The 15,996-nt window shown below is 49.7% G+C and carries 16 protein-coding genes; 15 read left to right on the top strand and 1 reads right to left on the bottom strand.

The features are described 5' to 3' along the window. The first annotated feature begins 7 nt into the window (after positions 1-7). From GON05_RS20395 to GON05_RS20330, 14 genes are all read left to right on the top strand, one after another. Positions 8-1,741, top strand: a complete 1,734-nt coding sequence (locus GON05_RS20395) for a DAK2 domain-containing protein (RefSeq protein WP_157321362.1) — start codon at positions 8-10, stop codon at positions 1,739-1,741. 49 nt (positions 1,742-1,790) lie between these two features. After that, positions 1,791-2,648 carry a DegV family protein gene (locus tag GON05_RS20390; protein ID WP_157321360.1) on the top strand — a complete coding sequence of 286 codons (858 nt, stop codon included), beginning with the start codon at positions 1,791-1,793 and terminating at the stop codon, positions 2,646-2,648. Between the two features lie 3 nt (positions 2,649-2,651). Continuing rightward, positions 2,652-4,697 (top strand): ATP-dependent DNA helicase RecG, encoded by a 2,046-nt coding sequence (recG, locus tag GON05_RS20385; protein WP_157321358.1) that lies wholly within the window; start codon positions 2,652-2,654, stop codon positions 4,695-4,697. A 214-nt stretch (positions 4,698-4,911) separates the two neighbouring features. After that, positions 4,912-6,225: an alpha-L-fucosidase gene (locus GON05_RS20380; RefSeq protein WP_157321356.1), complete on the top strand. Its 1,314-nt coding sequence runs from the start codon at positions 4,912-4,914 to the stop codon at positions 6,223-6,225. Positions 6,226-6,312: 87 nt separating this feature from the next. Further along, positions 6,313-6,579 (top strand): DUF1294 domain-containing protein, encoded by a 267-nt coding sequence (locus GON05_RS20375; RefSeq protein WP_127452230.1) that lies wholly within the window; start codon positions 6,313-6,315, stop codon positions 6,577-6,579. A gap of 60 nt (positions 6,580-6,639) precedes the next feature. Further along, positions 6,640-6,927 (top strand): stage VI sporulation protein F, encoded by a 288-nt coding sequence (locus GON05_RS20370; RefSeq protein ID WP_157321354.1) that lies wholly within the window; start codon positions 6,640-6,642, stop codon positions 6,925-6,927. Positions 6,928-7,074: 147 nt separating this feature from the next. Beyond that, a complete protein-coding gene (locus tag GON05_RS20365; protein WP_127452234.1) occupies positions 7,075-7,446 on the top strand; it encodes a YhjD family protein in 372 nt (123 codons plus the stop codon). Then, on the top strand, positions 7,443-8,711 hold the full coding sequence (locus GON05_RS20360; protein WP_181646157.1) for a DNA polymerase IV: 1,269 nt from the start codon (positions 7,443-7,445) through the stop codon (positions 8,709-8,711). The genes GON05_RS20365 and GON05_RS20360 overlap by 4 nt, the downstream gene beginning before the upstream one ends. Further along, entirely contained in the window at positions 8,708-9,205 is a 498-nt protein-coding gene (locus GON05_RS20355; protein WP_157321353.1) for a YhjD family protein, read from the top strand. The genes GON05_RS20360 and GON05_RS20355 overlap by 4 nt, the downstream gene beginning before the upstream one ends. Before the next feature lie 197 nt (positions 9,206-9,402). Then, entirely contained in the window at positions 9,403-10,083 is a 681-nt protein-coding gene (locus GON05_RS20350) for an SOS response-associated peptidase (RefSeq protein ID WP_157322252.1), read from the top strand. A 27-nt stretch (positions 10,084-10,110) separates the two neighbouring features. Beyond that, positions 10,111-11,274 (top strand): metallophosphoesterase, encoded by a 1,164-nt coding sequence (locus GON05_RS20345; RefSeq protein ID WP_157321351.1) that lies wholly within the window; start codon positions 10,111-10,113, stop codon positions 11,272-11,274. Positions 11,275-11,280: 6 nt separating this feature from the next. Further along, a complete protein-coding gene (locus tag GON05_RS20340) occupies positions 11,281-11,832 on the top strand; it encodes a hypothetical protein (protein ID WP_157321349.1) in 552 nt (183 codons plus the stop codon). 5 nt (positions 11,833-11,837) lie between these two features. Then, a complete protein-coding gene (locus GON05_RS20335; protein WP_157321347.1) occupies positions 11,838-12,875 on the top strand; it encodes a CobW family GTP-binding protein in 1,038 nt (345 codons plus the stop codon). Between the two features lie 211 nt (positions 12,876-13,086). Then, positions 13,087-13,548 carry a Fur family transcriptional regulator gene (locus GON05_RS20330; protein ID WP_127452247.1) on the top strand — a complete coding sequence of 154 codons (462 nt, stop codon included), beginning with the start codon at positions 13,087-13,089 and terminating at the stop codon, positions 13,546-13,548. Positions 13,549-13,725: 177 nt separating this feature from the next. On the opposite strand, the gene GON05_RS20325 is transcribed toward GON05_RS20330, so the two are convergent. Further along, entirely contained in the window at positions 13,726-14,766 is a 1,041-nt protein-coding gene (locus GON05_RS20325) for a polysaccharide deacetylase family protein (RefSeq protein WP_157321344.1), read from the bottom strand. A gap of 174 nt (positions 14,767-14,940) precedes the next feature. On the opposite strand from GON05_RS20325, the gene GON05_RS20320 reads away from it, so the two are divergent. Beyond that, positions 14,941-15,993, top strand: coding sequence for a WD40/YVTN/BNR-like repeat-containing protein (locus GON05_RS20320; protein ID WP_181646156.1), 1,053 nt, complete (start codon positions 14,941-14,943; stop codon positions 15,991-15,993). Positions 15,994-15,996: the final 3 nt, after the last annotated feature.

Raw genomic sequence — 15,996 nt, 5'->3', positions numbered from 1 at the left:
AATCACTTTGAGTAAGCGCTTTATTTCAATAAATGGAAATGACTTCACTGCCATGGTCTTGGCGGGTGCGGATAACCTTCGCCGAAATGTAGACAAGGTTAATGGTTTGAACGTTTTCCCTGTACCCGATGGAGATACCGGCACCAACATGAATTTAACACTCACCGCTGGTTGTGAGGAACTGAAAAAGAAGCCATCCTCTCATATTGGGAAAGCAGCTGATGCATTGTCCAAAGGGTTACTGATGGGCGCCCGGGGTAACTCCGGGGTTATTTTGTCACAGCTGTTTCGCGGATTCGCGAAGCATGTGCACGATCTTGAGAATGTGAATGCACAGCAATTCGCGGCTGCGTTGCAGCAAGGCGTTGAGACAGCGTATAAGGCTGTCGTGAAGCCGGTAGAAGGCACGATTCTGACAGTGTCCAAAGAAGCGGCCAAACATGCCACGCAGGTTAAACGCGGCGGCGATGTGCTCGAGCTGATGCAGGAAGTTTTGAGCAAGGCAAATGAAGCCCTCGCCAGAACACCTGAGCAGCTTGCTGTGCTCAAGCAGGTGGGCGTGGTAGATGCAGGCGGCCAAGGGCTTGTCTGCGTGTATGAAGGCTTTGTCACCGCATTAAACGGTGGTTTGCTTCAGGTAGAAGAAGACTACGCGATGATGGATACAAGACTCGATACGGTTTCCGTCGTTCCGGGCCTGAACCTCGCCAAAGAAGTCCATGCACATCTTCCGGCACAAGCGCATTTGGCCACGGAAGATATTGAATTCGGTTATTGTACGGAATTCATGCTAACGATTGAACCTGGCAAGGCAGCAGGGCATGTTTTCGATGAAGGCAGGTTCCGCGAGCAGCTTAGTAAACTGGGAGATTCTTTACTCGTCGTTGCCGATGACGAACTGGTCAAGGTGCATATTCATGCCGAATATCCAGGCGAAGTCATGAACCAGGCGATGAATTACGGCGCTCTGAGCCGTATCAAAATTGAAAATATGCGCGATCAGCATTCACATATATTGGAAGAGATGACCACGGAAGGTTACGAAACTCCTGTGTCGACTGCTGTAGAAGCGGCAGCACCGGGCAAAGCGTATGGATTCGTTGCAGTCGCTTTGGGTGAGGGCATTACGGAGATTTTGTCCAGTGTAGGCGTTGATGTCGTATTGTCCGGCGGACAGACCATGAATCCAAGCACAGAGGATATCGTGAATGCAGTTAACAGCATTGATGCGGAAACGATCTATGTGCTGCCGAATAACTCCAACATTATCCTCGCAGCGCAGCAAGCAGCTGATCTGGTCGACAAAACGTTGATCGTGATTCCATCCAAATCCATTCCCCAAGGTCTTGCAGCTATTCTGGCGTTCCAAGAGAAAGCCGATGCCCAAACGAATACGGAAGCGATGAACGAATCCCTTCGCCGTGTGAAGTCCGGTCAAGTGACGTACGCGGTGCGTGACACGAATATGGACGGTATCGACATCAAGCAAGGGCATTTTATCGGTATTCAAGATGGCCGGATTGTGTCTTCACAGCCAAGTTTGATGGATGCTTGCAAAAAGCTGCTCGAAGAGATGATTGATGAAGGCAGCGAGATCGTGACCATCCTCACCGGAGAAGATGCCGTGAGCGCAGAGACAGAAGAGTTGGAAGCCTTCATTCAGGCGGTTTATCCCGAAATTGAAGTCGAGCTTCACCCTGGCGGGCAGCCATTGTACGCGTACCTGTTCTCTGTAGAGTAAACGATCATCCTCACAGTGGATTAAATTCGGGAAATGGAGTGAAGCCCTGTTGACACATATACGGATTGTAACGGACAGCACGGCCGACATACCTTTGGCACTTAGACAAGAGCTTAACATTGAAATGGTGCCGCTTAAGATTCATTTTGGAGATGAACAATTTTTGGATGCGGTGACGCTGCGTTCCGAGGAGTTTTATCCTAAGCTGACCTCGTCACCTCATTTTCCTAGAACTTCACAACCGTCTCCTGCGGAGTTTCTAGGCTTATATCAGAGTTTGCTGGAAGAGCCGAATACGGAAATTATTTCTATTCATTTATCTTCTGCGCTGAGCGGAACATACCAGTCGGCTTTGCTCGCTTCCACGATGCTGGAGGAGTCTGCCGGCAAGGTTCATGTGGTTGATTCCCGTTCCGCGTCCTATGGGATTGGCGCTCTTGTTGTCGCTGCAGCGAAAGCCGCCCAAGCTGGGCAAAGTGCAGCTGAGATTATAGAGCTGGTACAAACGATCAGAGAGAACTTTTACATATATTTTCTCGTGGATACGCTTGAATTTCTGCAAAAAGGCGGAAGAATCGGCAAAGCGTCGGCATTATTCGGTTCATTGCTGAATATTAAGCCTATTCTCTCGATCGATGGTGAGGGAGAAGTGGCGGCTACGGATAAGGTTCGAGGGCAAAAGAAAGCGATCGCGCGCATTCTAGAGCTGCTGGCAGCGGATGTGCCGAATCGGCGCATTCCGTCTTTGCACATTGCTCATGCGAACAATTTGGAAGGCGCTGAGCTGTTGCGAGATGTCATAACGCAGCAATTCGAGGTGCAGCATGTGGACTATATTACGCTGGGGCCTGTTATTGGCGCACACGCTGGACCCGGTACGATCGCTGCGTTCGTTCGTGCGGTGTAAGGGATGGATTTAAATCAAGTTGTCGTACGCGAAGTCCATGGAGTCGGCGCTCAAAAAGCACTTGAGCTGAACGCCATGGGCATTTTTACGGTTATGGATTTACTGGAGTATGTGCCATTCCGGTATGAGGATTACACTGTGCGCGATATCGCTAGCGTGAAAGACGGCGACCGTGTCACTGTGAAGGGGTATATCATCGGGGAGCCGGTGCTGCAGCGCTACAGCGGCAAGTCGCGACTCTCCTGCAAGGTGATGGTCGATGACTTTCTCCTGACGGCGGTGTGGTTTAACCGCCACTTCTTGAAGGACCGCTTGCGCCCGCAACAGGAGATTATCCTGACCGGCAAATGGGATGGCAAGCGGAGGCAAATGAGCGTGTCCGATTCCGAGTTCCCCGGACAAGGCGATTCGAATACCGGCACGATACAGCCGGTCTATTCGGTTGCAGGCTCCATTACGCAAAAGTGGATGCGTAAAGCGATTCAGCAGGCGCTGACGCAGTACAGCGCCATGGTTAGTGAAGTACTGCCGGGGGGAATTACCGGCAGGTACGGGTTTATGCCGCGCAGCAAGGCGCTGGCGGTCATCCACACGCCGAGCGGAGTGGAGGAAGGCAAGCAGGCGCGCAAGCGCATGGTGTATGAGGAGCTGTTCCTGTTCCAGCTCAAGCTGCAGGCTTACCGCGCCGTGACGCGAAGCCGCGCGGACGGGGTGAAGCAGCAGGTCGATCTGCCTGCTGTACGCGCCTTCGTGCGCGCGCTGCCCTTCCAGCTGACGGAGTCGCAGAAGAAGGTCGTGGGCGAGATCCTGCACGATATGCAGGAGCCGTACAGCATGAACCGGCTGCTGCAAGGCGATGTCGGTGCAGGGAAGACGATCGTCGCGGCCATAGGCCTCTACGCGACGGTCAAGGCCGGCTACCAAGGCGCGCTGATGGTGCCGACGGAGATCCTGGCGGAGCAGCATAAGCGCTCGCTGGACCGCTTGTTTGAGCCCTACGGGCTGCAGGTTGCGCTGCTGACAGGCAGCTCGACGGACCGCCAACGGCGGGATCTGCTCGCCTCCTTGCAGATGGGCATGATTGACGTGCTAGTCGGGACGCACGCCCTCATTCAAGAGGACGTTTACTTCCGCCAGCTGGGGCTGGTCGTGACGGACGAGCAGCACCGTTTCGGGGTGAATCAGCGCAGCATTTTGCGGCGCAAAGGAATGAACCCCGACGTGCTGACGATGACGGCGACGCCGATTCCGCGAACGCTGGCGATTACCGCTTTCGGCGACATGGATGTGTCGACGCTGCGGGAGCTGCCGAAAGGGCGTAAGCCGATCAAGACGTATGCCGTCCAGCACGCTATGTTGGAGCGTGTGCTGGGCTTCATTCAGCGCGAGGTGGCGGCCGGTCGGCAGGCGTATGTGATTTGTCCGCTCATCGAAGAGTCGGACAAGCTGGACGTGCAGAATGCCATCGACGTCCATATTCAGCTGCAGCAGCATTTCCCGCAAATGCGGATCGGCCTGCTGCACGGGCGGATGAGCGCGCAGGAGAAGGAAGCGATCATGCGCGCATTCAAGGAAGGGACCGTGGAGACGCTGGTGTCGACCACGGTCATCGAGGTTGGCGTGGACGTGCCTAACGCCACGCTGATGGTCATCTACGACGCCGACCGCTTCGGCCTGTCGCAGCTGCATCAGCTGCGCGGGCGGGTTGGACGCGGCGAGCACCAGTCCTTCTGCGTGCTCATCGCCGACCCGAAGACGGAGGTCGGCAAGGAGCGCATGAAGGCGATGACCGAAACGTCCGACGGCTTCGAGATTGCCAGGCGCGATCTGGAGCTGCGCGGGCCCGGGGACTTCTTCGGCACGAAGCAGAGTGGGCTGCCGGAGTTTCGCATCGCCGACATGATGGCGGACTTCGAAGTGATGGAGCAGGCGCGTGATGACGCTGCTGAGCTCGTCGCCGATTCCTCCTTCTGGACAGGCGCTTCCTTCATCCCTCTGAGAGCTTATTTGGAGCGTGCCCATATTTTCGATAGTGAAGTGCTGGATTAAACAAAACGCTAGGATAGACTGAGGATAAATGTCAGTCATGATCCTAGCGTTTTTTTGCAGATAGAATGTTAATTATATCCTAACAGAGGTTAGTTTCGTACCTGTCTATTGCCCATCAGTCTTAGTAGAATAAACCTATAGGGCTTAGTGGGCTCACCGCTCGAAAGAGGACCTTGGGAGCGCCTAGCATTTTAATAGCGAAAGGTGTGTAGAGATGACAAATCCGATTATTCAAGAACGAACAGAGCGCACGCAGTGGTTTTTGCAGGATCGATTCGGTATGTTCATTCACTGGGGATTGTATGCGATTCCAGCTAGAGGGGAATGGGTTCGCAATGCGGAGCGCATTTCGGTAGAGGACTATCAGCCGTATTTTGATGAATTCGACCCAGTTCGCTATGATCCTAAAGCATGGGCGCGCGCAGCCAAACAAGCAGGGATGAAATATGCGGTATTGACGGCAAAACATCATGATGGTTTTTGCTTATTTGATAGCGCTCTCACGGAATATAAATCAACGAACACCAAAGCCGGGCGAGATTTAGTGCGGGAATTTATTGAAGCATTTCGGGCGGAAGGCTTGAAGGTGGGGCTCTATTATTCGCTAATTGATTGGCATCATGAGGATTATCCGGCTTATGGAGATCGCCACCATCCGATGCGGGGGAACGAGAGTTATGCCAGAAATCCGGAGACGTTCGACAGATATTTGCAATATATGCACGGGCAAGTCAAAGAGCTGCTCACGAATTATGGCAAGCTGGACATCATGTGGTTCGATTTCTCCTATGATCAGATGAAGGGGGAGACCTGGAAAGCAACCGAGCTGATGACGATGATTCGGTCTCTGCAGCCGCACGTCATTGTAGATAACCGTCTGGACGCAAGCGGCGAGGAAGGCGGAAGCATTTATACGAACAATCCGCTCAGCTATTCGGGCGACTTTGCTTCACCGGAACAAATCATTCCACCGCAGGGTGTGACGGATCACGAGGGCAACCCTATTCCATGGGAAGCTTGTATTACGCTAAATAATAACTGGGGCTATGCAGCTCAGGATTTCCAATATAAATCCCCGACTACCGTTATTCGGAAGCTGGTAGAGTGCGTCAGCAAAAACGGTAATTTGCTCTTGAATGTCGGTCCTAATGCGCTCGGCGAGATTCCGCAGGAGTCATTGGACATTTTGTCGGAGATTGGCGATTGGGTTCAGAAAAATGGGAACAGCATTTACGGCTGCGGGCAAGCTGATTGGCCGAAACCGGAATGGGGCAGGTATACGCAAAAGGGCAATCTGCTGTATGCCCACTTGTTCGAAGAAAGCGTAGGTCCCATCAATTTGAACGGTTTGGCTGGTAAAGTGAAGAAAGCCAGGCTGCTATCGGACGGTTCCGAAGTCTTCTTAAGCCGCCCTTGGAATGCTGCACAGTATCCGGATGATGCGTTCATTAGTTTCGGTAGACCGGAGCATTCGAGCTACCCGCTGCCGGATAAGAGGGCGACAGTTGTAGAGCTTACGCTGCTGTAATTTTGAAATTAACATTTGACCAGGCTCCCATTCGATTTTAAGATAATAGTAGTCTTATTATTATTTTGGAAACGAAGGTGCCCTCATTTGACTTATTTTCTTGTTTATTTACTGCTGATGAATATCGTTACTTTCATAGAGATGGGGCACGACAAGGGACAAGCCAAAAAAGGCGGACGCAGAGTCCCTGAGAAGCGGCTGTTTATGTTTGCTGCACTTGGCGGCGGGATTGGCGGTTGGCTCGGCATGCGGGTTTGGCGGCATAAGACGAAGCATACCTCATTCGTTATCGGGATGCCTTTGCTTGTTGCGCTAAATTGTATATGCGTTATTTTGATCGCCATTTATATGTAGTCAAGATTATGTTCGTATCCTCATATGTATAAAGCATGACGGGACATCGGAGGTACGAACATGAGTTATCAGCTGTATGGCATCGATCCTGCGTTGATTGAGCGAGTCAAGTTCAAATTAAGAAACCCGGCGATCAAGGAACGCCTCATCATGCTGCTGCAAAGCGTTACGAAGGCTGATTTGCAAAATCGTATGAAGGTCACGCAGCTCATCGGGATTGCCTCCGGCATTCTCGGCGAGAATCTGACCAACTTCCAAGCGAATCAGATTTTGGAGTTCATTCTTTCCCAAAAAATCGATCCCTCGAACACGTTTCACTTAATCAAACTGTGGACGATGTTTCGATAAGCTATTCCCAAAATGCCGCCTGCAAGGTCTAAGCGACCTGGCCAGGTGGTATTTTTTTACTTTTCAAAAAAACCACTTGCATAACGAATACGTGTTCGGTATATAATAAGTAACACGAATATATGTTCGCATATGGTGGTGAAAAATATGAGTGTTCATGCAAGAATTGAGACAGAAGAGGATGTTCAAATTATTAAGGAATATACGCTGCTGCCCATTTTGCTCGATATGTTGGCAAGGGATATGGAGGAGCTCAAGGTTTATAAGGATAAAATTGTGTATAATCATATTCTTTTTTACCTCAGAGAGGTGGAGACCGCCATTTATCCTCAATTACAAAGCATTAAGAGTGTTATGAAGAAAAGAGATATTAAAGTCATTCACACCGAAATGAATGCGTTAGGCATTAATGTCGAGTACAAAGTCCGAGGCTACATCCATCACTTCACGATGCTTCGCAGCTTGGTTAAAGCAGAACTGATGACTACGCTGATGAATATGCGGGGGGGATTACGGTGAGCAAAGGAAAGGAACGGACGATATTCCTGGCGGATTGCCAGAGCTTCTACGCAAGTGTAGAGAAGGCGGATCATCCGGGAGTCAGGGATAAACCGGTTGCGGTCGCGGGAGACCCTGCTTTGCGTTCTGGCATCATTCTGGCTGCCTGTCCCATCGCCAAATCATTTGGCGTTTCCACGGCGGAGCGGTTGGGGGAAGCGCTCAAGAAATGCCCGGAACTGGTCGTTATGCGTCCGCGCATGCAGCATTATATTGATGTTTCGCTTATGATTACTAAAATATACGAAGAATTTACCGATCTTGTTGAGGTTTTCAGTATTGATGAGCAGTTTCTGGACATTACGGCAAGTTTGCCTGTTTTCGGAGACCCGGATACGATTGCGATGGCCATTCAGCGGAAGGTGCTGCAGCAAACGGGCGTGAAAGTCCGCATAGGGATTAGCTCGAATAAAATTCTGGCGAAGATCGCGACCGATATTTGGGCTAAAAAGAATGAGACAGGCATCTTCACGCTGCGCCCGCCCGCCGTTGAGGAGTACTTATGGGCGCAGCCTGTAAGTAAAATGTTTGGTGTCGGTTCACGGATGACCGCGCATTTTACCAGACTCGGCATGTATACGATCGGGGATGTGGCAAGAACGCCGCTTCCGCTGCTCAAGGACAAATTCCGTGCCCGATTTGGCAAGCAATCCGACATTCATGCGGAAGTTATGTGGCGAACAGCGAATGGTTTGGATGACAGTCCGGTCACGCCCGGTACGTTCGATACGCCTCCGAAGTCTATAGGCCATATGATGACTCTCCCTAGGGATTATGCGGAATCCGCTGAGGTGGATACGATCCTGCTTGAGCTTACTGAAGAGGTATGCCGCGATTGCCGACGCAAGGGATATATGGCGTCCATTGTGACTGTTAGCTGTATGTGCAGCCCGTTCGATGCTCCAACAGGCTTCTCACGCCAAATGAAGATGCCTGACCCTACGAATCACACTAGAACAGTTTTTCAAGCTGTTAAGAAGTTGTTCTACAAGTTCTGGGACACGATGCCCGTCCGCCGGGCCGGTGTGATGTTAAGCCAATTCGTTGACGATGACACGTATCAGCTTACGCTTTTTGAAGATCAGATCAAGGCGAGGGCACTTGAGAAAGTAACAGACAGCCTCAAGGACCGATTCGGCAACGCAGCGATTGTGCGGGCTTCCTCGCTCACGACAGCCGGTCAAGCACAGAACAGAGCGCTCAAAATCGGGGGGCACTATAAATGAGTAAGAAACTGGAAAAGAACGGTTTGTGGGAGTCCAGCAGGATGATGCTGCCTCAGCACCGGGAAGCGCTGCAACATTTGCGCAGCGACAAGGCTGCTCCGGCGAATCGTCCTACAGCGGAGGACATTGGCATTATGCGGGATTACGTGCTGCTGCCCTTGATGCATGGGATGATCAAAAGAAAGGCTGCCCAGATCGAAAGATCCGCCGAAACGCTCAGGCAGCTCTATTCACGCGCTGCCCATGCGCTTGCAGCTCAAATTCTAGCCGATATCAGTGAAACCAAAACGAAAATGATGCACAGAAGCATTCAAATGTTCGAAGAAGAGAAAAATGATCGAGCCATTCATTACCGCTATGTTTGCCGCGGGCACGAAGACGCGCTGATTATTGCGAAAGACTACATGCGTGCTGAAATGAGCGTGCGAACAGCCAGATACATTGATCACTTCGTCGCAAGCATGTACAAAAAAGGCGATGAACACAAAACGTAGTCCATGACGTACAGAAAGAAGATATGACGCAACCGCCAGCCCGATGGAGAACCCTCCTCGGGCTGCGCGAATTGACGTGAGTATCTCTTTTTCACATAATGGAGAAGAGAGATTGTAACGTTAGACAGCGGGAAGTGGAAAGCGGAAGTGGTAATGGAGACCTCGCTGCGAAATATGAAGGCAAAGGATGTGCGGCCATGTGCGGACGCTATACAATAACCGTAACGTTAGAGGAGCTGATGCTGCGGTATGATATTTATTACAAATATCCTGCGAAATATAGCCCTAAGTACAATGTGGCACCCGGACAGCAGGTCATGGCGATCGTTCACGACGGTGAGAAAAATAAGCTTGGCGAGCTGCGCTGGGGACTCGTTCCGGAATGGGCGAAGGACGAGAAGCTAGGTTATTCGATGCTGAATGCAAGGTCGGAGACACTTGCGGACAAGCCTGCGTTTCGCAAGCCCTTTGAGCGCAAACGCTGCTTGATTCCGGCAGATTCCTTCTACGACTGGAAGGGGACGGGAAAGCAGAAGCAGCCTATGCGAATCATGTTGCGCAGCAAAGAGATCTTTAGTATGGCAGGTCTGTATGACACATGGACGTCTCCAGACGGCACTCGCATATCTACCTGCACGGTTATTACTACGAAATCGAACGAATTGATGATGGATATTCATGAGCGTATGCCGGTCATTTTACCGCGGGAGGCAGAAGCGGTTTGGCTGGACCGCAGCATAACGAACACGGATGCGCTGCGCCCGCTGCTGAAGCCATACCCGTCTGACGACATGTATGCGTACCCGGTGTCTAGCCGGGTGGGCAATGTACGCAATGATGATGAGTTATGTATAGAACCGATAAGCCTGCTGCTGTAGGCAGATGGACAGAATGGGAGAGGTAAAATGAAAATGCGTATGGTTCTAAGTATCACCCTTGTATTTGCCATTATTTTCGGGTTGAACGGTTACATCGGCTGGCACGGTCAGGTCTTTCTATCCAACCAGTTGGGTTCATGGTTTCATCCCGGCCTATATTGGGTTGTCTTCTGGATTGTTGCCTTGTCGTATCTATTAGCATGGGCTGGTTCCAAAGTTCTGCCTGCTGGGATGAAGATGGTATTAAAAATCGTCGGTTCTTACTGGTTTGCCATGATGCAGTTCGGTTTCCTGCTGCTGCCGTTGACGGACGTGGTTGCAGGAGTGCTTCATCTGGCATCCGTGCCTGCTGCTACCTATACGCCTATCCTTGGGTGGATAGATGTAGGGATTCTTATTCTTCTTATGGCGCGTGGCTCCTATAATGCACGTAGTCCTGTTCTAAGGAAGTACGAGATTACGGTTCCGAAAAAAGCAGGCGACTGGGAGCAGTTGCGCATTGCTATGGCTTCGGATATCCATTTGGGCTCCATTGTAGGCAATCGTCATTTGCGAAAGCTGGTGAAGCATGTGAATGGCTTAAAGCCGGATTTGATCCTTTTGCCAGGTGACGTTATTGATGATGATATTAGACCGTTTATCCGCTATGATATGGGTACGACGATGCGAGAACTGCAAGCTCCTCTTGGGATTTATGCCGTACTAGGCAATCATGAATACATTGGGGGCCATATCCCTGCCTTCATCGAACAAATGGACAAAATCGGTATTCGTGTACTCATGGATGAAACTGTCCATATCCAAGATCGGTTGTATCTGGTGGGCCGAAAAGACAAGGCGGCCGAACGAACGGCCGAGGGGCGAAAAGCACTGGCGTCCTTGTTAGACGGGACTGACCTGGACCAGCCTATTATTGTTATGGACCATCAGCCCTATCACCTGGATAAAGCGGAAGCTGCGGGCGCTGATGTCATGCTTTCAGGGCACACGCACAGGGGACAGATTAGTCCGAATCACCTCATCACAGGAAGGCTTTTTGAGCTGGATTGGGGGTACTTGAAGAAGGGAAATCTGCATGCCATCGTTTCCTCAGGTTTCGGTACGTGGGGGCCGCCGGTTCGTCTAGGGAGCCGTTCAGAAATTATTGAATTAATCATTCATTTTAAAAGCAACGAGAGAAAAGAGGAATAGCCTACCATGCAAGACGCAGAAAAAAAACAAATCACACCCGATGAACTAGCTGCAGCTATGCTGCAGTTCACGATGAAAAGCATCGAAAATAGCTGGGATACGATTAAGCCGGCAGTCGCCGCTTATTTACAAGATCCGGTTTTATCGCAAGAGAAAGAAGACGAACTCATAAAAGAGATTTACATAGCCGCTTTAGCGCTAGAAATATATTGTATTCCTCATGCCTTCGATGCAGAAATTGCTCGCTTGGTCAGTTCGGGAATGAAAGAAATGATGGCTTCAAGCAATTTGTCCGAGCATCGTTTATCTGAATCGATTAGTCAATACTATCTGCCTCGTTTGTCAACTGTCGAACTATCCGCAACAGCAGATTTGGCTTTGGCGCTCGCTCAAGAGGCCGCAAGTATTTTATATGACCGCTTAGAGCTTCCACTAAAGCCGGTTGACCCGACGAACAGCTTGTTGTGGGTGAAGCTGTTTCCGTTTCTTGTCCAGCATGTAGGGAAATGGCCGATCTTATCTACAAATTTTGAAGTCATTCAAGAGCGGAGGCAGTAAAGGTGATGGCACAGAAAAGAGTTACGGTGTTTATTTTATCCGGCTTCCTTGGGAGCGGGAAAACGACGTTATTGACGAAAACAATTGATCATTTTACCGAAGCGGGGCGAAAGCCGGCAGTTATCATGAATGAGATCGGTGAAGTGAATTTGGACGGACAGCTGGTGTCAAATGAAGTGCCGATGTCCGAGCTGCTGGGCGGCTGTATCTGCTGCTCAAGCCGAGGCGATTTGGCAACGGCTCTTCACGAGCTAGTAACTGGGGAACAGCCTGACTTGATTTTCATAGAATCCACAGGGATCGCGAATCCGATGGAAATCATTGATGAAGTAACCGACGCTTCGCTTATCATTCCAGTGGAGCTCAAAGCCGTCATCACCGTTGTAGATGCTCCACAATTGCTGGAGCTTAACCGGACAAGCAGGGGCAAAACATATCGCCTGATGAAGGAACAAATCCGGTGCGCGAACTTGCTTCTTTTGAATAAGACAGATCTGCTCACGGGTACGGCGCTTGAGGAAGTGGATGCCCTTGTGCGTGAATGGAATCCATTTGCCTCCACACACTTTACAGTCTTCAGTCACATTGATATGAGACTCGTTGAAATGCTCGAAGAAGAGGGATACGCTCCGACTCATTTGACGGACGGGCCTGCTTCACATGATCATGAGTCAGACAATCGCGCATCACACGAAGAACATGAACATGCTCACGAGCACGGCAGCCACCATCATCATTCTCATAGCCATGTGATGGCGTATACGCACTTTTTTGAACGTGCAGTAGATAGTAATGCTTTTGAAGAGTTTGTCAGTAAGCTTCCTCAAGAGGTGTATCGCGCTAAAGGAATTCTTAGCTTCTCTGATACATCAAGCCGTTTCTTATTTCAGTATGCGTATAGGGAAATGGATTTCGTTAAAATTACGCCAAAAGGTGAAGTACCCGATGTTGCGGTATTTATTGGGGAAAACTTCTCAAAGGATGCCGTTCGGAATGCCTTGCTGAAGCTGGAATCCATGTCTGATAATGACGCCAAATCTTAAGTGCAACGTATTAAAAGAATCCCGGCAGGTAGTGCTGTGGGTTCTTTTTATTTTCTGTAAATACGCCATTAATAATAAATATTACTATTATGTGTTATAATGAGTGAGAGGTAAATTGGACAAGATTGTCGAAACATGGATGGTCAGCTACTTGACGTAGGATGCCAATTTGCTGCACTATGTTAGTAGAACAATTTTTGACAGAGGGGTAATGCAAGTGGGCACTCATACACATACGATTGACGAGATGCTGAAGGCCATGGCTCAGCAGGGCTGGAGAATTACAGAGCAGCGCAGGAGTTTGGCAACATTATTTGCGGAATCTGGAAGTTATTTATCGCCGAAAGACGTTTATGAATACATGAAAGTCAAATATCCTGGTGTGAGTTTCGATACGGTGTATCGTAATCTTCGACTGTTGAGTGAGATGGGCGTGCTGGAGCAGTTTCATTTGGCGGATGGCTTGAAATTTAAAGCGAGCTGTTTATCCCACCATCATCACCATATGATCTGTGTGGGCTGTGAGAAGACGGTGACGTTTGAATTTTGCCCGATGAAGCTGGTTAAGGATTTGCCGGAGAGCTTTGAAATTCAAAGCCATCGGTTTGAGATATTTGGATATTGCTCAGAATGCAAGTCGTCGGCAGCCGCGGCGGCACCAATAGAACATTAAAAAAGTCATGGAACTCTTCGTTCCGTGACTTTTTTTTGGCGGAAAAAAAGCCGAGAGTGCACCTTGGGGTGCGTTTGTTCGTTGATAAGAAAAAGTATAAGTTTGTAACTTTTGCTTCACTCTACCTTGACAAACGCGCTCCGTCCTGAATGGACGACGAAGTCGTTATCTTTGGGTTTATTTGTTTTTGGTCACGTGAAGCAGCTCAGGTACAGTGACAAAGGTATAGCCGGCTGCTTTAAGTTTCGTGATTAATGGTCCGATGGCCTGAACAGTTCCCGACAAATCTTGGGTTTCAGCTCCACCGGAATGCTGCAAAATGATAGAGCCAGGCTTCGTTTGCTGCATAATATTGTTCAGCACCTGCTCCGAGTTCAGCGATTTCCAGTCAAGGGAATCGACATTCCAATTTACGATCAAATAATGGTGGTCAGCGACCCATCTGACCTGCTCCTCATTAATGGCTCCATAGGGTGGGCGGATAAGCCTAGGCGCATAGCCGATTAAGCCTTGCAGGACATTTTCCGTGTTCATAATCTGGTTTTGGAATTTGTCCACCGATAATTTCGGTAGATTCGCGTGGCTGTATGAGTGATTGCCAATGACATGGCCCTCACGAACAATTCGTCTAACGATATCAGGGTGGCTACTAGCCTGTGAGCCGAGCACGAAAAAGGTTGCCTTTACCTGGTTAGCCTTAAGAGCATCAAGCACCTTGGGGGTAAACCGCGTATCAGGTCCATCATCGAAGGTTAGCGCCACCTTCTTCTCCTGACTGGATCCGCGCAGCTTGAAGGTGTCCGGATATTTGACTACAAGCTGCGAGAGCGTAAGTTTTTTTTGTGAAATTCGAACTTGGCCTGAATTTTTTTGGACGGGAACGGATGGCTTCTTGGAGCTGGATCCTTCCGTATGTGCGGCTTTCTTCGGGTTTGTTCTAGGCGACGGGCTAGGTGTAACAGCCGTTGGTGCAGATTTAGGTGATACGGTAGCCTGAGGTGTTGTCGTCGGCGTTAATGCTTCTATGTTCCTTGGGCTCGGCAAAGGTTCAAAATCAAAAACGGTGTCATCGAGACTTGACTTTATTGTTGCTTCTTGCTCATTGACATGTGCATTTTGCGTTGAGCGCTGATCCTGATATGGCTTGCTTTTAGGCACACCGCACCCAGCAGCTAGCAGGCAAACGATGGCAGCGGAGCACACCCACTTGGTGGTCATGGCAATCCCTCCGAGCATTATGATATGCTCTAGCTTTTGTAATGAAGGGACAGCCTATCCTGTGAAATAAAGGAATAACATCTATTGGAAGCCATGGACATGAACTATTTCCAGTCATAGAGCGTCATTACATATACTTGAACCGGAAAACGTGAAAGGAGCGAGGAGAAGGACATGATAGCTCTGATGAACAACAAAAAATTAATGATATTGATTGTTTTTGTGCTGTGCGCAGGCTGTTTTCATGAACAAACCTCGACTCTGTCGACAGCTACCCAATCGACCAAACCAGATAAGCAAATTAGCGGAGTATCTGTCATTCCAGGAGAAAATATACAAGTACATGATGAAAATGTTCATAAGCCGAATGTCCCTACCAAAGCCATTACATTCGTGAATGAGCTGCAAGGTTATGGGATTACGTCTGGAAAAGGAAAAGCTTCTCTCATGCAAACTGGCGATGGTGGGACCACTTGGAAGCCTCTGAGAGGAATAGACGCTTTGGCGGCGCCAAGCATGCTTTCTTTTCTTGATTCTCAAACGGGTTGGTTGCTGAGAAATGAATCGAAAGACCAAGAATCGGAGCTTAGCTTAACCGCGGACGGAGGTCAAACATGGGAAGTCATTGCACAGGACTTGCCTGTGCTTGAGGCAGAGAAGGAAATCATGTTCTTTCGGTTCTTTGATCGACAAAATGGATTGATTGCCGTTCGCAACGGCAAGGACTTGGTATTGCTTCGGACGCAAGATGGGGGAATTACTTGGTTAGCCTCAAATCGTATTCCTATGCCAAGCGAAGGCGTGGTTACATTCCTTTCATCTTCAGAGGGTTGGTTTGTTGGCTCGAGTTCATTCCCGAGTCCAAGTGAAAAAAACAAGGCAGCTGTAACGTTATACCGTATGACAGACGGGGAATCATGGGAAGAAGCAGGCAAAATATCTACGTCCCTCGCACCGAAGGCACTGTCCTTTGTAGATGCAGCACATGGTTTCGTGCTGCTCCAGACGAATCAGCAGAATCGTGCTCAAGGGCAAGAGCGACAGCTGCTTCGGACCGGCGACGGCGGCAAAACATGGAGTCAACACACGTTTCCCGCCGCGTTCCAGCCGCTTGATCTGAATTTACAAGTGAGTTTTGTTACAACAAGCAGCGGCTGGCTCTGGGATGCCCGCAATTTGTGGAAAACGAAAGATGGAGGCTTGAATTGGCAGCTGTTAACGCCTTAGAAT

This window comes from Paenibacillus anseongensis (genome assembly GCF_009757995.1).
Taxonomy (GTDB): Bacteria; Bacillota; Bacilli; order Paenibacillales; family NBRC-103111; genus Paenibacillus_E; species Paenibacillus_E chondroitinus.
The sequence above is the reverse complement of the archived record's forward strand: the minus strand, read 5'-3'. Positions and strand labels throughout refer to the sequence as shown.

Coding starts and splice junctions, on each gene's coding strand:
- GON05_RS20340 (WP_157321349.1), top strand. CDS start 11,281: ATGCAAGACGCAGAAAAAAAACAAATCACACCCGATGAACTAGCTGCA.
- GON05_RS20370 (WP_157321354.1), top strand. CDS start 6,640: ATGAGTTATCAGCTGTATGGCATCGATCCTGCGTTGATTGAGCGAGTC.
- GON05_RS20380 (WP_157321356.1), top strand. CDS start 4,912: ATGACAAATCCGATTATTCAAGAACGAACAGAGCGCACGCAGTGGTTT.
- GON05_RS20330 (WP_127452247.1), top strand. CDS start 13,087: ATGCAAGTGGGCACTCATACACATACGATTGACGAGATGCTGAAGGCC.
- GON05_RS20320 (WP_181646156.1), top strand. CDS start 14,941: ATGATAGCTCTGATGAACAACAAAAAATTAATGATATTGATTGTTTTT.
- recG (WP_157321358.1), top strand. CDS start 2,652: ATGGATTTAAATCAAGTTGTCGTACGCGAAGTCCATGGAGTCGGCGCT.
- GON05_RS20325 (WP_157321344.1), bottom strand. CDS start 14,766: ATGACCACCAAGTGGGTGTGCTCCGCTGCCATCGTTTGCCTGCTAGCT.
- GON05_RS20365 (WP_127452234.1), top strand. CDS start 7,075: ATGAGTGTTCATGCAAGAATTGAGACAGAAGAGGATGTTCAAATTATT.
- GON05_RS20355 (WP_157321353.1), top strand. CDS start 8,708: ATGAGTAAGAAACTGGAAAAGAACGGTTTGTGGGAGTCCAGCAGGATG.
- GON05_RS20335 (WP_157321347.1), top strand. CDS start 11,838: ATGGCACAGAAAAGAGTTACGGTGTTTATTTTATCCGGCTTCCTTGGG.
- GON05_RS20345 (WP_157321351.1), top strand. CDS start 10,111: ATGAAAATGCGTATGGTTCTAAGTATCACCCTTGTATTTGCCATTATT.
- GON05_RS20350 (WP_157322252.1), top strand. CDS start 9,403: ATGTGCGGACGCTATACAATAACCGTAACGTTAGAGGAGCTGATGCTG.